Consider the following 17,567-nt stretch of genomic DNA (forward strand, 5'->3'; position numbering starts at 1 on the left):
GCGCTGCCCGCAAGGAGTGAAGACGATGTGCAGAAGCATCAAGACCCTGTTCAATTTCGAGCCCCCCGCGACCGAGGACGAGATGCGCGCCGCGTCGCTGCAGTTCGTCCGCAAGCTCAGCGGGTTCAACCATCCTTCGAAGGCCAATGAGGCGGCCTTCGATCGTGCGGTGGAGGACGTGACGGCCGCGGCGCGCGCGCTCATCACGTCGTTGGTCACGACTGCCGATCCGCGCGATCGCGAGATCGAAGCGGCCCGCGCCCGCGCCCGCAGTGCGGAGCGCTTCGGCACGAGCCATTGAACGAAAGAACGAGAAACGGGCGGACCGGTCGCATGACCCTCATCTGAAAGACCTTTGAATGTCCATTGAACTCTGGCTCGCTTTCATCGCTGCTTCGGCGGTGCTCCTGATCATTCCCGGGCCGACCATCCTGACTGTCATCAGCTATTCGGTGGCGCATGGCCGGCGCGCAAACGTGCCGCTGGTCGCAGCAGTGGCGCTGGGCGACTCGACGGCCCTCGTCGTCTCGCTGCTCGGCTTGGGCGCTTTGCTGGCGACGTCCGCGTTCTGGTTCATGGTGATCAAGTGGGCGGGCGGCCTGTACCTGCTCTTCCTCGGGATCAAGCTCCTGCGTGCCGGAATCTCTCCGACCGAAATCGCGGCGCCCGCGGCGCCCGGTTCGCGCTTGCGGCTCTTCGCCAATACCTACTTGGTCACGGCGCTGAACCCCAAGGGCATCGTGTTCTTTGTGGCGTTCCTGCCGCAGTTCATCAATCCCCGCGCCGATGCAACGCAACAACTCTGGATGCTCGCGATCACCTTCGTGAGCATGGCGACGCTGAACGCCACGCTCTACGCGGTGTTCGCAGGCTCCGCGCGCAAATTGCTTTCATCGCCTCGCGCGCAACGGCGGTTCAATCTCGCGGGCGGTTCGCTGCTCTCCATCGCGGGGGTCTGGGCGCTCCTGGCGCGGCGTCCCGGCTGAAAAGTACGCCCGCGGTCGTTCTCGCAGGTTCGGCCCGGGGCACGCGTCTTGCTGGCCCGATGAGGTCGCGAGGTCTTGGGGCCGCGGGACGCCTCGAATTGGAGACCTCATGAACGCGCGCTACCTCGGCCTCTTGCCCACGCACGGCCGATTCGACTACACACCGATCACCCGACGGCCGAATCACGCATGGCCGAACGGCGCGCGCCTGGCGGTCTATATCGGACTCAACCTCGAGCATTTCGCCTTCGGCGAAGGCTTGGGCGCATGCATTGGCCCGATGGCGCCGCATCCCGATGTGCTGAATTTTTCGTGGCGCGAATATGGCAATCGCGTGGGCGCCTGGCGCTGCCTGGAGTTGTTCGACAGCCTGGGATTGCCATCCAGCACACTCCTCAATACGGCACTGTATGACCACTGCCCCGAGCTCGTCGCGGCATCGATGGCACGCGGCGATGAACTCATCGGGCACGGACACAGCAACGCAGAGCGACAGGCGGACATTGACGAGGCCGGCGAAGCGGCGCTGCTTGCGCACTGCCGTGCCAGCATGCTGGCGCACAGCGGCTCCGCGCCCGCCGGCTGGCTTTCGCCCTGGATATCGGAAAGCCACTGCACACCCGATCTGCTTGCGGAGGCAGGTTACAGCTACACGCTCAACTGGTGCCATGACGATCAGCCCATCCGCATGCGCACGCGCAGCGGAATTCCGCTGTGGTCGGTGCCGTATCCGCAGGAGCTGAACGACATCCCGATGATCGTGGCGCGGCAGATGGACGCCAAGGATTTCGCCCAGGCGATCATCGACAACGCCGACGAGATGCTTGACCAGTCGCGCCGTCAGCCGCTGGTGATGGGCGTTGCGCTGCATCCGTACATCGTCGGGCAGCCGTACCGCCTGCGCCATCTGCGGCGCGCACTCTCGCACTTGGCCCGCATGCGCGATCGCGGCGAAATCTGGTTCACCCAACCCGGCGCCATCTGCGAGCACATGGAATCGATCGAACCCGCCGCGGCTGTGGCAAGCTAACAGGCTGGCCGTCATGCGCGGCCACCTCGCTCATGCCACGCCGCCTCCCGACCTTTCTCTTTGTGCTGCCCGCCCTCGGGGCGCTGCTCGCCGCACCCGCGTGGGCGCTTGCCACGTTTGATGAGGTCCGTCGCGACTTCCATCCTTCCGACACGATGGTGCTGGACCGGGACGGCGAGCTACTGCAACGCGTGCGCACGGATGCGACTGCGCGACGCGGCCAATGGGTCGCCCTCCCGGACATCTCGCCTAGCTTGCGCACCGCGATGGTCCTGAGTGAAGACAAGCGCTTCTATGAACACAGCGGCGTCGACTGGCGGGCAGTGTCCGCTGCCGCCTGGGGCAACTTGTGGAACACGCGCACGCGCGGCGCATCGACCATCACGATGCAGCTTGCCGGGCTGCTCGACGACGATCTGCGGCGCAGTGGCGGCGGCCGCAGCCTGGCGCAAAAGGTCGGGCAGACGGTTGCGGCACAGCGGCTGGAGCACGGCTGGCGCAAGGACCAGATCCTGGAGGCTTATCTCAACGTCGTGCCGTTTCGCGGTGAAATCGTCGGCATCGACGCACTCTCGCGCACGCTCTTCGGCAAGGCGCCGCACGGTCTCGACGCGCGCGAAGCGGCCGTCGCGGCGGCGCTGGTGCGCGCACCCAATGCCAAGCCGGCGGCGGTTGCCCAGCGCGCGTGCGAACTGATGCAATCCATGGAGCCCGCAAGCAGGCCCGACTGCGATTCGATTGACATGTTCGCGAGCGCTGCATTGCAGCGACGGAGCTTCGACGCGAGCGAAGGCATCGCGCCTCATCTTGCGCGGCGGGTTGTCGCTTCGCGGGGCGACAGCGCACCGGACAGCATTCGCACCACCTTGCGCGCGCCACTGCAACGGGTTGCGCTGGGCAGCCTGCAACGGCATCTACGCGAACTGCGCGGCCGCAATGTGGAAGACGGCGCCGTCGTCGTGCTCGACAACCCGACGGGCGAAGTGCTCGCATGGGTCGGCTCGTCGGGCGGCATCAGCCGCGCGGCGGAAGTGGACGGCGTGCTCTCGCAACGGCAGCCGGGCTCCACACTCAAGCCCTTCTTGTACGCGCAGGCGATCGCCGAACGGCGGCTGACGGCGGCTTCGCTGCTCGACGATTCCTCGGCGCAGATCGCGACGGCGAGCGGCCTCTATATTCCGCAGAACTACGACCATCAGTTCAAGGGTTATGTGTCCATGCGCACCGCGCTGGCGGCCTCGCTCAACGTGCCTGCCGTCCGCACGCTGATGATGGTTTCGCCCGATGCCTTCGCGCGCCAGCTTCGGTCGGCCGGAATGACGCTCGCACAGGGCGGTGATTACTACGGTTACAGCCTTGCGCTGGGCAGCGCCGAGATCTCGCTGCTGGGGCTGACCAACGGCTACAGGACGCTCGCCAACGGCGGCCGGTTCGGAGAGACGCGCTACCTGCCGGCCCGGACGCCAACCACGCCGAACGTCGGCAGGGCAGTGAACGATGCGCCGGCCATCGATCCGCGGGCCGCATTCATCGTCGGCGACATCCTGAGCGACGCCAATGCACGCGCGCGCACCTTCGGGCTCGACAGCGTGCTCGGTACGCGCTTCTGGACGGCGGTGAAGACCGGCACCAGCAAGGACATGCGCGACAACTGGGCCATCGGCTGGTCGCAGCGCTACACCGTGGGCGTTTGGGTGGGCAACGCCGGCGGCGCGCCGATGTGGGATGTGAGCGGCACCAGCGGCGCGGCGCCCGTATGGGCCGAACTGATGGGCTTCCTGCATCGCAATGAACGCAGCCTCGCCCCTTCGCCGCCAGCCGGGCTCGTGCAGGCGCATGTGCGTTTCGGTGAAGAAATCGAGGCAGCGCGAGACGAATGGTTCATCGCCGGCACCGAACAGCCGGTGTTCTCGCTGGCGCCAAGCGTGTCGGTTGCCGAATCGTCGCCGCGCATCACATCGCCCTCGAACGGAACCATCATCGCGCTCGATCCGGACATTCCGCCCGATCGCCAGCGCGTGCGCTTCGAGGCCGAAGGCCGTGGCGTGCGGTGGCGCATCGACGGCAAGGCCTTCACGCGCGGCAGCACCGCACTCTGGCTGCCATGGCCCGGCCGCCATGTGGTGGAGCTTGTCGATGCCCAGGACCGCGTGGTGGACCAGATCAAGCTCGAAGTGCGCGGGGCGGGAGTCGTGGCCAGCGTGAAGCGCTGAATCCGACAGCTGTCAGTGCACATCGACTCCGCCGTGCTGTCGAATGTCGGACACCCATGTCGCTCCCCAACCCACGCCAGGCAGAGCAGCGCGCTGCTGGAACGAGCGCCGCCCCAGGACTATCACTGCTTCAACAGTCCACCAACAAGAACGGGAGCGCGAAATGTTGATCAGGATGAAAACAGTGCCGCAGTCTCAGGACCCGCAGGTCGTCATCGAATGCATTCGTGCATGCATCTGGGCGAGCATCGAAGGCTGGCCCTTCTGCCGGCTGAAGTAGCTTGAATCTACGGTGAGGCTCCCACGGTCAGGCTTGCTTCGACTCTCGCGCCCTGCGCGCCTCATATGCCTTGAGGTGCACGTAGGCCACCCGCAGCAGCGACAACGGCTTGCCATCTCCATCGCCACGCGCTATCAGGTCACCGATGATGTGGTCCGCCTCTATCGGCGCTGCGCGCTCGATGTCCTTGAACATCGACGCGGTCATCAATGACTCCGGCGCGGTGACGATCGCGCGAGCACGCTCGAGAGCGGCCGGACGCATCGTGAACCCGTTTCGCTCGGCAATGGCGGCGCACTCGTCCACCATGCCGACGGCAAGATCGGCGCCGCCAGCGCGCACGATGTCGCCGACCGCCGTCCGCATCAGGCAAGTCATGCTCGCGGCCGATGCGATGAGCACCCATTTCTCCCACATGTCCTGCAGGATGTTGTCCGAAGCGTTGGCGTCGAACACCGGCTTTTCGAACGCGGCCTCCAGCGCCTTCACTCGCGCGGAGCGTGTGCCGTCCAGTTCACCGTAGGCCAGGCTGTGCACGTCGCTCAGATGAAGCACGGCGCCTTCGTCGTCCAACACGGCCGAGATCATGCAAAGCCCGCCGAGCACGCGCTCCTTGCCGAAGCGCCGCGCAAGGTCGTCGAGATGGCGCATGCCGTTCAAGACCGGCAGGATCGCGGTGTCAGGGCCCACGGCGGGCGCGAACGAATCCATCGTTTCCTCGAGGTCGTAGGCCTTGCAGCCGACGATGACGACATCGAAGGGACCGCCGATGGCATCTGCCTGCACCGAGGGCGGCGAAGGCAGGATGAAGCCGCCGTGCGGGCTCTTGATCACGAGGCCCGTCTTGGCGAGCTGTGCCGCTCGTCGAGGGCGCAGCAGGAAAGTCACGTCTTCTTCGGCCTGCAACAGCCTGCCACCGAAATACCCACCCAGCGCACCGGCGCCCACAACCAGGAATCGCATCGGATTGTTCCCGCTCGAATGATGAAAAGGCGGATTCTGCGCCGCGGTGAAAAGTCTTGCTCACCGACCCGCTCGGGGCCTGCGGATAATAGGCACTACTCAAGACAGACAACCCAGGAGCCCTTTCCAGTGCCAGACCTCTCCAAGATCACGAACATCGAAGACCTGCGAGTCATCGCCAAGCGCCGCGTGCCCCGCATGTTCTACGACTACGCAGACTCCGGGGCCTGGACCGAAGGAACCTACCGCGCCAACGAGGAGGACTTCCAGAAGATCAAGCTGCGCCAGCGCGTCGCCATCAACATGGATGGCCGCTCGACACGCACCACCATGATCGGCGAGGAAGTCGCGATGCCCGTCGCCATCGCGCCGACGGGCATGGCAGGCATGCAGCACGCCGACGGCGAAATCCTCGGCGCGCGCGCGGCGAAAGCCTTCGGCATTCCGTTCACGCTGTCGACGATGAGCATCTGCTCGCTCGAAGACATCGCCGAAGCGACCGATCGCCATCCCTTCTGGTTCCAGCTCTACGTGATGAAGGATCGAGATTTCATCGAACGGCTCATCGAACGCGCACGCGCAGCCAACGTGTCGGCGCTCCAATTGACGCTCGACCTGCAAATCCTCGGGCAACGGCACCGCGACATCAAGAACGGCCTGACCGCACCGCCCAAGCCCACGATCAAGAATCTCATCAATCTCGCGACCAAGCCGCACTGGTGCCTGGGCATGCTGGGCACCAAGCGCCGCACTTTCCGCAATATCGCCGGCCACGCGGAGAGCGTGAAGGATTTGTCGTCGCTGTCGTCATGGACGGCCGAACAGTTCGACCCCACCCTCAGTTGGGCCGACGTCGAGTGGATCAAGAAAATCTGGGGCGGCAAGCTGGTCCTCAAGGGCATCATGGACGTCGAGGATGCGCGCCTTGCGGCCTCCAGCGGCGCGGATGCGCTGATCGTGTCGAACCATGGTGGCCGCCAGCTCGACGGCGCACCTTCGTCCATTGCCGCGCTTCCGGCCATCAGCGAGGCTGTGGGCACTGAAATCGAAGTCTGGATGGATGGCGGCATCCGCAGCGGCCAGGACGTGCTCAAGGCCCGCGCGCTCGGCGCCCGCGGGACGATGATCGGGCGGAGCTTTCTTTATGCACTCGGCGCGTACGGCGAGGCCGGTGTGACGCGCGCGTTGCAGATCATCCAGCGCGAACTGGAACTGACCATGGCGTTTTGCGGCCGAACGCAGATCGACGAGGTCGATTCGAGCATCCTGCTCCCCGGCACATTCTGACCAGATCGCGGCGCTGGCTGACAGCACGCGCGCCTCGGGGGCGGCAGTATATTCAGCGCCCCTATCGATCGCAAATCAGAGAGGCGCGAGTCCAGTTATGAGCACAATCACATCCCCAGCGGGGGCCACTCCCCTCGATCCTGAGGCATCCCACCGGGCCTACACCAGCGAAGAAAAGCGCCATCGCATCTTCGCGATCATGGCGGCATCGTCCGGCAACCTCGTCGAGTGGTTCGACTTCTACGTCTACGCCTTCAGCGCGCTGTATTTCGCGCCTTCGTTCTTCCCGAAGTCCGACCCGACGGCGCAGTTGCTCAACACGGCTGGCGTGTTTGCCGCTGGCTTCCTGATGCGGCCCATCGGGGGCTGGCTGTTCGGTCGCGTGGCAGACAAGTACGGCCGCAGGACATCGATGCTGATCTCGGTGACGATGATGTGCGCGGGATCGTTGGCGATCGCATGCCTGCCCACGTACGCCGCCATCGGCGCATGGGCGCCCTTCTTGCTCCTGGTGTGCCGCCTGTTCCAGGGTCTTTCGGTGGGTGGCGAGTACGGCACGACAGCGACCTACATGAGCGAGGTCGCGCTGCGCGGCCAGCGCGGATTCTTCTCTTCTTTCCAATATGTCACGCTGATCGGCGGCCAATTGCTCGCCGTGCTGGTCATTGTGGTGCTCGAACAGTTGCTGAGCGAGGCCGAGCTCAAGGCCTGGGGCTGGCGCATTCCGTTCGTGATCGGCGCCATCGCCGCCGTGGTTGCGCTTTTCCTGCGCCGGACGTTGCAGGAAACGCAGTCCGCCGAGATCCGCGCCAACAAGGAAGCCGGCAGCCTCTCGGTTCTGTTCCGCCATCACAAGGCTGCTTTCTTCACCGTGCTGGGCTTCACCGCCGGCGGTTCGCTGATCTTCTACACCTTCACGACCTACATGCAGAAGTACTTGGTCAACACGGTCGGCATGCCGATCAAGACCACCAGTTACGTGATGACGATCGCGCTGTTCGTCTATATGTGCATGCAGCCGGTGTTCGGCGCGCTTTCCGATCGCATCGGCCGGCGGACCAACATGCTGCTCTTCGGCGGCCTCGGCGCGCTCTCCACGGTGCCGATCCTGACGGGCCTGCAGAGCGTGACCGGTCCTGTCGTCGCGTTCTTGCTCATCATCCTTGCGCTGGCGATCGTCAGCTTCTACACCTCGATCAGCGGCATCGTGAAGGCCGAAATGTTCCCGCCCGAGGTGCGCGCACTCGGCGTCGGGCTTGCCTATGCGGTGGCCAACGCGATCTTCGGAGGCTCGGCGGAATATGTTGCGCTCGGTCTCAAGTCGATCGGGCACGAGACGGCGTTCTACTGGTACGTGACCGCAATGATGGTGCTTGCCTTCTTCGTCAGCTGGCGGCTGCCGCGACAGGCCGCCTACCTGCACCACGATCACTGACAGCGACTGCATTCACGCGCGATCCTCTGCGTCGGCCAGCGCATGCCGGATGGCGAACGCCGCGGCCTCGGTCCTGTTTGCCGACTGCGTCTTGCTCAGGATGCTGCGCACATGGTTGGCGATTGTGTTGGGGCTGACGAACAGTTCGCGCGCGATCTGCCGGTTCCCCTTGCCCGCCGCGACGAGACGCAGGACTTGCGCCTCTCGGCCGCTCAGTCCGGCCGGGTAGCGGGGCACTGCCGTCGTCGCTTCCATCCTCGTGCGGCAGACTTCGACGCGAACCGCGAGCGCGCGCATATCGAGCGCTGCGGCTTCCGCCGCGGCATCCTCGAGCAGGTCCAGCGCCGCGTCGCGATCTCCGGGCGCATCCCTGGCCAACAGCACGCGCGCATAGCCGAGGCACGCGTGCGCGAAGGCGGGTCGCGCGTTCTGGCCGCGATTCATAGACACCGCCGCCTTGAAATGCGCTTCGGCTTCATCCCATCGGCGCATGGTGGACGACAGCAGGCCCAGAAAGGCGTCCGCAGCGCCAAACGAGGCGATCGATGTGCCGACGAACAGATTCCGCCCGTGACACGGCTCCAGCAGCTTGTAGAGCACCGCCGCCCGCGCGGCATCGCCGAGCGCGGCGCACACTTGTGCCAGATAGGCCAGACTCGCCATCCAGATACCGTCGCGCGGCAATGATTCGAAGCTGCTCGCCGCCAGCAGTTCGAACTCGGAGCGCGCGTCTTCGAGCTGATCCAGCTCGGCGTAGATCAGTGCCAGCCCGGGCCGCCACAGGTTGCTCTGGGCATTGCCTTGCACAAAATGGCGGACCAGCGGGGCCACCTCCTGCAAGCGTCCCTGCTCGCGGCGCAAGGTGAACATCTGTACGCCGTAGACGCCGGCCGCATCCAGTCCGGGCATGCGATTGCCGATCTCGAAAGTGCGCCGCGCCAGCCGTTCGGCGTCCTCGAAGCGCCCTTCGAAGAGCGCATGCATGGTGCGAGACGACGAGCCGACGTACCGGAAGAAGGGCTGCCTGAATTCTTCCCCGCCGCGCTCGTAGCGCTCGAGTTGATCGCGCCAGGTCGCCATGTCCCCGAGTTCGAAGGTGTCGAACATGCGCCATGCCAATGCAGAGCACATCAGGAAGCGGTCGCCCTGCTGCATCGCGATCTCCATCGCCTCGTCCGCATTCGCCACTCGCTCGCCGATGCGGTCGTGGTGCCATCGCGCCGACAGTGTCGCCAGCAGGGTCACCGCAAGCGTGGACGGATCGCCCGCCTGTCGGGCAACGCTCACTGCCTCGGCATGCACCTTCGTTGCCTGGACCTCCTCGCCGCTGAAGATGAGCGCCCGCGCGAGCGAGCTGAGAAGTTGCGCCTTCAGTGCGCGGTCATCGACGGCAAGCGCGTTCAGCGCATCGCGCAGAAGCCGCGCCGCTGCGATGCCGGGCAGCCCGGGACACCAGCTAGCCATCTCGAATCCGATGGCGGCCCGGGCAAGTTCGTGCGCGGCATCGAGTTGCATGCTGGTTCGCGCCGCCTGTTCGAAGGCTTGTCGAGCCTGCAGATATTCGCCGGCACGGGTGTGTGCCTCTCCCAGTGCGTTCAGGGTGCGGCAACGCGCAAATCCCGCAGATGCATCCCCGCCTCGGATGACATCCATCGCCTGGAGCGCGAGTCGGTAGTAGCGCGTTGCTTCTTCATGGGCCTGCAAGGCATCGGAGCTCTCGGCAGCCTTCTGCGCGTAGTGGATGGCGCGCGCGGCGTCGCCCCCCGGTAGTGCAGCCCAGAAGTGATGGGCCAGCGCGGGGAGCTGATCGGTCGCGGCATCTCCGAAAACCTGTTCGATCGCTCTGCCCACCCTGAGATGCAATCTGCTGCGGCGCGGCGGCGGAATTTCGTCGTACAGCGTCTCCCTGAAAAGCGCATGTCCGAAGTGGTAGCGACCAGGATCGTCGAGCGCCTCGATCACGCGCGACTGCAGCGCCTCTTCGAGCGCGCCCATGCATGCGTCCTCCTCCACGTCGTCAATGGCGCGCAGCAGCAGGTCGAGGTCGAAGGCGCGGCCGATCACCGATGCGCAGGCGAGCACCTGGTTGGCGAGCGGAGACAAGCGATTCAGGCGCCTCCCGATCACTTCGCGCACGCCTTCCGGGATGCGCCGCGGACCGGCCGGCGCCAGCAGGGACGAAGGCACGGCTCGCGTTCCGTCGGCGAGCACCTGTTCCTGAATCATCAGCCGGGTCATTTCCCCGACGAAAAGCGGATTGCCTTCAGTCTGGCGATGGACGGCCTCGGCAAGGGCCAGCGGCACCTTGGCGCTCCCCGCAGCCAGAGCCATCATGCGGATCGTCTCGTCGCGGCCGAGGCCCGTCAGGCGCAAGCGCTCGAAGCCCGGCTGCCGGGCCAACTCGCCGAGCGTGGCCGAGAGCGGATGTTGGCGCGACAGCTCCATGTCGCGATAGGTGATGACCACCAGAATCCGGCAGGTCGACAGGTCGGGCGCGATGAATTCGAGCAGGCGCAGCGACGAAGCGTCGGCCCAATGCAGGTTGTCCAGCACGAGCAGCAAGGGCTGTTCGGCCGCCGCACGTTTCCAGAAGCTGGCCATGGCGTCGAAAAGACGAAAGCGCGTCTGCGCCGGATCGAACATCGGCAGCGACTGCGCACCCGCCGGCGGATGTTGCTTCAGATCCGGCAGGATTTCACCCAGGGGCGACTCCGCGTCCGAAAGAATGCGCCGTGCGGTTGCGTCATCGTGCGTCTCAACCCATGCGCGAAGCAGTTGCAGCCAGGGCCAGTAGGGGGGCGCGCCGGGTTCCTCATTGCAGCGCCCCCAGAGCACCTGCATGCCGCGCGCCGCCGCGCGCTGGGTCAGCATCTGCGCAGTGTGCGATTTGCCGATGCCAGGCTCGCCGGCCAGCGCCGCAGTGCCGCCGTTGCCTGCCAGGGCGCGGGTCAGACCGGCGTCCAGCGCGGCGAGTTCGCGCTCGCGCCCGACGAATCGCTCGGCCGGCAGACGTACCGCGTCGTCGCTTTCCACAGTCGTGAGTGGGGGCGGCTGCAGCGGCGCGCCACAACCGTCGCAGAAGGTCGCGTCCAGTCTGGCGTCGCGACCGCAGCGGGTGCATTGCACGGCGCGGTCCTCGTGGTTTCGGAAGCGGCGCCGCTAGACGACCGCTTCGGGACGAATCTGGTTGACCTCGATCACCACATCCGCAGGAACCCTGGCGAGGCGCGCCGCCTTGTGGATCTCCTCGGCGCTCGGCGCCTCGTAGAGGCAATACGTCTTCTTGCGATCCGCGGAAAGGAACGAGAACAGCCAGTTCACACCGACATCCGAATTGACGCGCTGAATGGCAGCGACGTCCGCCGCGGCAAGCTCCAACTCCTCGGCGAACTGTCGCTCAATAAGGAACAGTGGCATACGACCTCTTTTCCAGCAGGCCATGATGGGCCGCAAACGGAATTGGGCGACAAATCGAAGTCTCGGTCAACGCAACGACCGGCATAGTCAATCCTGACCATTCGACCTGTCCCGGCTCGATTTTCAAAATGATCAATCCGGCGGATCGTCAATTGGCCGGCCGCTTCCTAGACTTTGTTCACCCACACACAAGGAGTGAACATGTTCAACGAAGCCAGTCTGGAGACCTTCAAAGCCCAATTGCGCGGGACTGTGATTCAACCCGGAGACGCCGGCTACGAGGAAGCGCGCAAGGTCTACAACGCAATGATCGACAAGCGGCCCCTGTTGATCGCCCGCGTCGCCGATGTGGCCGACGTGATCGCATCGGTCAATTTTGCGCGCGACAACCGCCTGTTGCTGGCAGTGCGGGGCGGCGGGCACAACGGCGGCGGGCTGGGCATGTGCGACGACGGATTCGTGATCGACCTGTCGAGGCTGCGCGGCATCCGAGTCGATCCGAAAGCCCACACCGTGCGCGCGGAAGGCGGCTGCACCTGGGGCGACGTCGATCATGCGACGCACGCCTTCGGCATGGCGACGCCGGCGGGCATCATCTCGACCACGGGCGTCGGAGGCCTTACCCTCGGCGGCGGCATCGGGCACCTCTCGCGGCGATTCGGGCTGACGATCGACAACCTGTTGAGCGTGGATGTCGTGCTCGCAGACGGAAGCTACGTGACCGCCAGCGCCAAGGAGAACGAAGACCTCTTCTGGGCGGTTCGCGGCGGCGGCGGCAATTTCGGCGTGGTGACCTCCTTCGAATACCGGCTGCACCCGCTCAGCACGGTGGTCGCGGGGCCCACGCTCTGGCCGCTCGAACGCGCTGCGGAAATCCTCTCGTGGTACCGCGACTTCATCGGCAAGGCGCCGACCGAACTGGGCGGCTTCTTTGCTTTCCTCACTGTGCCGCCTGCGCCGCCGTTCCCGGAAGAATTGCACCTCAAGAAAATGTGCGGCGTGATCTGGTGCTACGCCGGCGATCCCGCAGGGGCCGAAGCAGCGCTGGCACCGGTCCGGGCCAAGGAGCCTGCGCTTTACGGCGTCGCGCCCATGCCCTACCCGGTGCTGCAGAGCGCGTTCGACGGGCTCTACCCGCCAGGGCACCAGTGGTACTGGCGGGCCGACTTCGTCAACGAGCTCTCTGATGAGGCGATTGCGCAGCACGTCAAGCACGGTTCGCTCATGCCGACGATGCAGTCATCGATGCACATGTATCCGATCGATGGCGCCGTTCAGCGGGTCGGCCGAAAGGACACCCCTTTCAGCTATCGCGACGCCCGCTGGGCTTCCGTGATCGTCGGCGTCGATCCAGACCCCGCGAATCGCGAGAGCATCACCGCGTGGTGCAAGAACTATTGGGACGCCCTGCATCCGTATTCGGCGGGCGGCGCTTATGTCAACTTCATGATGGACGAGGGCGAAGATCGCGTGAAGGCGACCTACCGCGAACACTACGACCGTCTGGCGACCGTGAAGAAGCAGTACGACCCGGGCAATCTCTTCCGCGTGAACCAGAACATCCGCCCGGCGGCGAACGCCTGATTGCCGCCGCGGATCAAGGCTCTGCTTCCCACAAGGTGGGGTAATGCCTGACGAAGCCGTCCTCGGTCACGTCGAGCATTGCCGCATAGTCGAAACGCGGCGCTGCGTACCAGTACTCGGTTTCGCCGCGCCGCTCATAGCGCTGGCTGAGTTCCACCAGGGTTGCGCTTTCGAGATCGAGCCAGGCGGCCGGCGCATCGGAAGCCTCGCCAGGCGCGAGGTGAAGCCGTCGGAGGTGCAATAGATTGGTGGCTGGCGTAAACCCGAGATCGAGATCCACGCAATGACCGATTTCGGCGACGGGGACGTCGTTGAGCTTCCAGGCGCCGTGCGAATCCCGCACGATGGACAGGTCGATGGCTTCGCTTCCCAGCCAACCGCGCACTGTTCCCCACTGGGTGTGCCAGGCCCGATCGCACCGCACGCGGTAGTGCAGCTGGGCATAGCGCCCGTCTTCATTGCGGAATGCCGCGGCGCCGTCGATTTGCCAGTTCTCGCCGTTGCGGTCGAGCCGACAGACATCGTGCCCCGGAGTGCCGAGGCGGCGCCAGAGCATGGAAGCGACCGTCTGCATACTGTGGATGATGGCACTGGGTGCCCGCTGTGCGCAACCCTGCTTTGCCCAGACGACAATGACGGCCGTGACGACCGCACCGATCCGCCGCATTGCGCACCTCGACATGGATGCCTTCTACGCATCGGTCGAACTGCTGCGCTATCCGCAGCTCAAGGGGCTCCCGGTGGTGATCGGCGGTGGGCGCCGCAAGGTGGACGAGGTCTTGCGCGACGTGCCGGCGGGCGGCACGCTGGCGGACATTCCGCTGGCGTCGTTTCCTCTGCTCAAGGACTACGCGGGCCGCGGAGTGATCACCACGGCAACATATCCGGCTCGGCAATTCGGGGTTGGCTCGGCCATGGGCCTCATGAAGGCCGCGAAGCTGTGTCCGCAGGCCATCATCCTTCCGGTCGACTTCGACGAATACCGCAAGTACTCGCGGGCCTTCAAGCAAATCATCACTGAAATCGCGCCTGTGATGGAGGACCGGGGAGTCGACGAGGTCTATATCGATTTCACCGAAGTGCCAGGGGGCCAGAGAGAAGGCGGGCGCGTCCTCGCTCGGCTGATTCAACGGGCGATTTTCGAGGCGACGGGGCTCACCTGCTCCATCGGCATCGCACCGAACAAGTTGCTGGCCAAGATGGCGAGCGAATTCAACAAGCCGAACGGGATTTCAGTGGTGTTCGAGGCCGATCTCCAGGCGAGCATCTGGCCGCTGCCCTGCCGCAAGGTCAATGGAATCGGGCCCAAGGCGGACGAAAAGCTGCAGCGGCACGGCATCCAGACCATTGGCGAGCTCGCGGCGCGGGATCGCGACTGGTTGATCACGAATTTCGGGAAGGCCACCGGAGCCTGGATGCATGAGGTCGCCTGGGGGCGCGACAGCCGGCCGGTGGTCACTGAAAGCGAGCCGGTCTCGATGAGCCGCGAGACGACCTTCGACCGCGATCTCCAGGCCGTGCGTGACAGGGCCGAACTCGGCGCCATCTTCACGCACCTCTGCGAGAAGCTCGCCGAGGATTTGCAACGCAAAGGCTACGTCGGCAAGACGATCGGCATCAAGCTGCGTTACGACGACTTCAAGATTGCCACGCGCGACCAGACGATCGACCATTTCACAGCCGATGCCAGGACCATCCGGCACATCGCCGGACTTTGTCTCAAACGGGTGCCGCTCCAGCGCCCGCTGCGGCTGCTCGGCGTGCGGGTCGGAGCGCTGGCGAAAGCGGGCGAGGCCGATTCGATGGCGCTTGCGCGGCCCGCGTCGGGCGCGCGCCGCGCGTTGCCGGGCGACGCCGGGTCGACTGCCAGGACAGCCTCGCTGTTCTAGGGCTTTCTGTTCGATCTTTGGCTCTGCTCAGAGCGGTGGCACGCCCTTCTGCCATTGCGCCCAGTTGCCAACGATGTGGTCGACAACGCGACTGCCCACGAGCTCGACGTTTTCGACGGTTTCTGCGAAGCCGCCCGCCGTTTCACCCGGCGCCGGATCCAGGTGCTGCAGAGTCGTTTCACGTGGGTTTCCCTGATCGAAATTTACGGCGCCGCGCAGGCTCATCACGCGATCGATTCCATGGCTGCGCTTGATCACAAGCGTGATCGCCGCCGCTTCCATCTCGGTGATGACATAGTCATCCGCGCCATACAGCTTAGCGATGTATTGCGCCTGGTTGGACATCCCGGGGCCATGGAAGAAGGTGTCGCCGGTCATGTGAGTTCCGGTGCCTACGAAAGGAGCGCGTCGGGCAGCAGCTTGCGGATAGCGCTGTCGATAGGCGCGAGCGGCTTCCGAATCCTTCAGCGGGGTGCCGGCTGAAAGCTTCATCGCCCACGCGATCAGTTCCGGGTTGAGCTTGAAGCGACGGTACTCCTCGTAGCCTTTGCGGGGCATGAAGGTCGGCTCGCCTGCCTTGTTTTCTTCGGGGGCCCAGCGGTGGCCGAGGTCATAGTCGACGACCCACGTCGCCCAGCTCACTTCGCCGATGGTGCCGCGCGATGGCGGCGTACCGGCCACCCCGGAGATGACGTAGTAGGCCTTGGAAAAGTCGAACTGTGGGTTCTGCAGGATCGCCTGCATCGATGACGACGAATTCACCTTCCCCATGCCGAGGACTGCACCGCAGACGCCATCGGCATTGCAATACACCGGTTGCAGTGCTCCAGGTACCGCAATCGGCGTTGCGTTCATCCAGTAGCGCTCATACCAGTGCTGGAATTCACCGGCACGGTCGCCCGTGTTCTTGCCAATCTCGAACATCGATGCGACGAACACCTTCACCTTGATCGGCTCGGTGGGGCGCGGCTGCGAGGTCGACGCACAACCGGCGGCCAAGAACATGACCGCAAACATCGCGAGCAGACGCGCACGAAGGGACCGGACGGGGGACATAGAGCTTCTCCGAGTTGGGAAATGGAATCCGAGGGCAGACGGCAGCGCACTTGTTTCGTTTGCGGCGTCCTACAGCGGTGAAGTCACCGCGCGGTCAGCCTCCCGTCTGCATTCGAGAAGGATTGTCGCAAAGCTCATGCCTGCCAACGGATTTCGCCCGGTGCCCCTCGCCAACGGGTTGGTCTACATCAACCCCGCGATGCCTGGCATTCGGCGCTTCAAGCGCGGCGACACTTTCCGCTACAAGGATTCGAATGGCGCGTGGGTGCGCGACCCTGAACAGCTCGCCCGTATCCGGCGACTCGCGATTCCACCGGCCTACAAAGACGTCTGGATCTGCTCATTGCAGAACGGTCACCTTCAAGCGACGGGGATCGATGCACGAGGTCGCAAGCAGTACCGCTACCACAACGACTGGCGCGTCCTGAAGGACGAGACAAAGTTCGATCGCTTGGCAGCGTTCGGCCGGGCGCTCCCCAAGATACGGCGTCGCGTTGCGCGGGATCTCCGAATCGAGGCGAAGCAGCCTCTTCACCGCAACTTGGTCTTGGCAACGATCGTGCGGCTCCTCGACACGACATTCTTGCGCGTCGGCAATGAGGCCTATGCGACCGACAACGGCTCCTATGGCCTCACGACACTCCGCAACAAGCATGCGGAGGCGCGCGGAGGCACGCTCAAGCTTCGCTTTCGTGGCAAAAGCGGCGTCATGCATGAAGCGCGCGTCGATGACCCGCGCGTCGCAAAAGTGGTCCGTCGGTGCCAGCAGCTATCCGGTCAAGAGCTTTTCCGGTATGAAAGCGAGGACGGCACGCCCCACAGCATTTCTTCGACCGACGTCAACGAGTACCTGCGAGAAGCATCCGGAGAGGAATTTACAGCGAAGGACTTCCGTACCTGGCATGGGACCGTCGAAGCATTGGAATTTTTGCGGCTGGCTTGCGACTGCGGGAGCAAGACTCAGGGCGAGGGTTTGGCACGCGTCAGCATCAAGGAGGTCTTGTCTTCTGTCGCAAGCCGCCTGGGCAATACCCCGGCCGTTTGCAAGAAAGCCTACGTGCATCCTGCTGTTCTGGAATTCGCCGCCCTGCTTGCTGCGAATTCGGAAGCGATGAGCCAATGGGCGAAATTTGACCAGTCCGCGCCAAGTATTCGCCTACTGCACGCGCACGAGACACGCTTGCTGGCGTTTTTGGACCAACACCGCTCCGGGGGTTTGGCCTTGTCGCTTGAGCGTATTGGAAGGGAAGTTACCGGGAGGGGCGTGGAGCGGTGTGCAGGTGATGGGAGGGCGCGGAACGCAAAAAGCCCAGCCTGAGAGGGCTGGGCTTTTTGGGGCTGTAAGAGCCTGACGATGACCTACTTTCACACGGGAACCCGCACTATCATCGGCGCTGAGGCGTTTCACTGTCCTGTTCGGGATGGGA

At 64.7% G+C, this 17,567-nt stretch carries 14 protein-coding genes and 1 rRNA gene; 9 read left to right on the plus strand and 6 right to left on the minus strand.

Annotation, left to right across the window (positions count from 1 at the left end; all coding sequences use genetic code 11):
- The first annotated feature begins 25 nt into the window (after positions 1-25).
- From AC1DEK_RS21730 to pbpC, 4 genes are all read left to right on the plus strand, one after another.
- Entirely contained in the window at positions 26-301 is a 276-nt protein-coding gene (locus AC1DEK_RS21730) for a DUF2277 domain-containing protein (protein WP_478127347.1), read from the plus strand.
- Positions 302-359: 58 nt separating this feature from the next.
- Positions 360-986: a LysE family translocator gene (locus AC1DEK_RS21735; RefSeq protein ID WP_478127348.1), complete on the plus strand. Its 627-nt coding sequence runs from the start codon at positions 360-362 to the stop codon at positions 984-986.
- A 109-nt stretch (positions 987-1,095) separates the two neighbouring features.
- Positions 1,096-2,016 carry a polysaccharide deacetylase family protein gene (locus AC1DEK_RS21740; RefSeq protein ID WP_478127349.1) on the plus strand — a complete coding sequence of 307 codons (921 nt, stop codon included), beginning with the start codon at positions 1,096-1,098 and terminating at the stop codon, positions 2,014-2,016.
- Between the two features lie 32 nt (positions 2,017-2,048).
- A complete protein-coding gene (gene pbpC, locus AC1DEK_RS21745; RefSeq protein ID WP_478127350.1) occupies positions 2,049-4,229 on the plus strand; it encodes a penicillin-binding protein 1C in 2,181 nt (726 codons plus the stop codon).
- 307 nt (positions 4,230-4,536) lie between these two features.
- Here the strand turns inward: pbpC and panE are convergent, their stop codons facing one another.
- On the minus strand, positions 4,537-5,472 hold the full coding sequence (gene panE / locus AC1DEK_RS21750; protein WP_478127351.1) for a 2-dehydropantoate 2-reductase: 936 nt from the start codon (positions 5,470-5,472) through the stop codon (positions 4,537-4,539).
- 129 nt (positions 5,473-5,601) lie between these two features.
- Between panE and AC1DEK_RS21755 the strand changes: the two genes are divergently transcribed.
- Positions 5,602-6,759 carry an alpha-hydroxy acid oxidase gene (locus tag AC1DEK_RS21755; protein WP_478127352.1) on the plus strand — a complete coding sequence of 386 codons (1,158 nt, stop codon included), beginning with the start codon at positions 5,602-5,604 and terminating at the stop codon, positions 6,757-6,759.
- A 97-nt stretch (positions 6,760-6,856) separates the two neighbouring features.
- On the plus strand, positions 6,857-8,194 hold the full coding sequence (locus tag AC1DEK_RS21760; RefSeq protein ID WP_478127353.1) for an MFS family transporter: 1,338 nt from the start codon (positions 6,857-6,859) through the stop codon (positions 8,192-8,194).
- A gap of 12 nt (positions 8,195-8,206) precedes the next feature.
- On the opposite strand, the gene AC1DEK_RS21765 is transcribed toward AC1DEK_RS21760, so the two are convergent.
- Both AC1DEK_RS21765 and AC1DEK_RS21770 read right to left on the minus strand, forming a co-directional pair.
- On the minus strand, positions 8,207-11,320 hold the full coding sequence (locus tag AC1DEK_RS21765) for a helix-turn-helix transcriptional regulator (protein ID WP_478127354.1): 3,114 nt from the start codon (positions 11,318-11,320) through the stop codon (positions 8,207-8,209).
- Positions 11,321-11,353: 33 nt separating this feature from the next.
- A complete protein-coding gene (locus AC1DEK_RS21770) occupies positions 11,354-11,611 on the minus strand; it encodes a DUF4242 domain-containing protein (RefSeq protein WP_478127355.1) in 258 nt (85 codons plus the stop codon).
- 201 nt (positions 11,612-11,812) lie between these two features.
- On the opposite strand from AC1DEK_RS21770, the gene AC1DEK_RS21775 reads away from it, so the two are divergent.
- Positions 11,813-13,195, plus strand: a complete 1,383-nt coding sequence (locus tag AC1DEK_RS21775; RefSeq protein ID WP_478127356.1) for an FAD-binding oxidoreductase — start codon at positions 11,813-11,815, stop codon at positions 13,193-13,195.
- A gap of 13 nt (positions 13,196-13,208) precedes the next feature.
- Here AC1DEK_RS21775 and AC1DEK_RS21780 read toward each other — a convergent pair whose 3' ends face one another.
- Positions 13,209-13,751 (minus strand): putative glycolipid-binding domain-containing protein, encoded by a 543-nt coding sequence (locus AC1DEK_RS21780; protein WP_478127357.1) that lies wholly within the window; start codon positions 13,749-13,751, stop codon positions 13,209-13,211.
- A 76-nt stretch (positions 13,752-13,827) separates the two neighbouring features.
- Between AC1DEK_RS21780 and dinB the strand changes: the two genes are divergently transcribed.
- Positions 13,828-15,084, plus strand: a complete 1,257-nt coding sequence (gene dinB, locus AC1DEK_RS21785; RefSeq protein ID WP_478127376.1) for a DNA polymerase IV — start codon at positions 13,828-13,830, stop codon at positions 15,082-15,084.
- Between the two features lie 27 nt (positions 15,085-15,111).
- Here the strand turns inward: dinB and AC1DEK_RS21790 are convergent, their stop codons facing one another.
- Positions 15,112-16,140, minus strand: a complete 1,029-nt coding sequence (locus AC1DEK_RS21790; protein WP_478127358.1) for a purine-nucleoside phosphorylase — start codon at positions 16,138-16,140, stop codon at positions 15,112-15,114.
- A gap of 136 nt (positions 16,141-16,276) precedes the next feature.
- Here AC1DEK_RS21790 and AC1DEK_RS21795 point away from each other — a divergent pair, with 136 nt between their 5' ends.
- Positions 16,277-17,458, plus strand: a complete 1,182-nt coding sequence (locus tag AC1DEK_RS21795) for a DNA topoisomerase IB (RefSeq protein WP_478127359.1) — start codon at positions 16,277-16,279, stop codon at positions 17,456-17,458.
- 28 nt (positions 17,459-17,486) lie between these two features.
- Here the strand turns inward: AC1DEK_RS21795 and rrf are convergent.
- A 5S ribosomal RNA gene (gene rrf / locus AC1DEK_RS21800) occupies positions 17,487-17,567 on the minus strand; the annotation flags it as partial.

The sequence above is a fragment of the Variovorax sp. 10N420 genome (assembly GCF_056394705.1).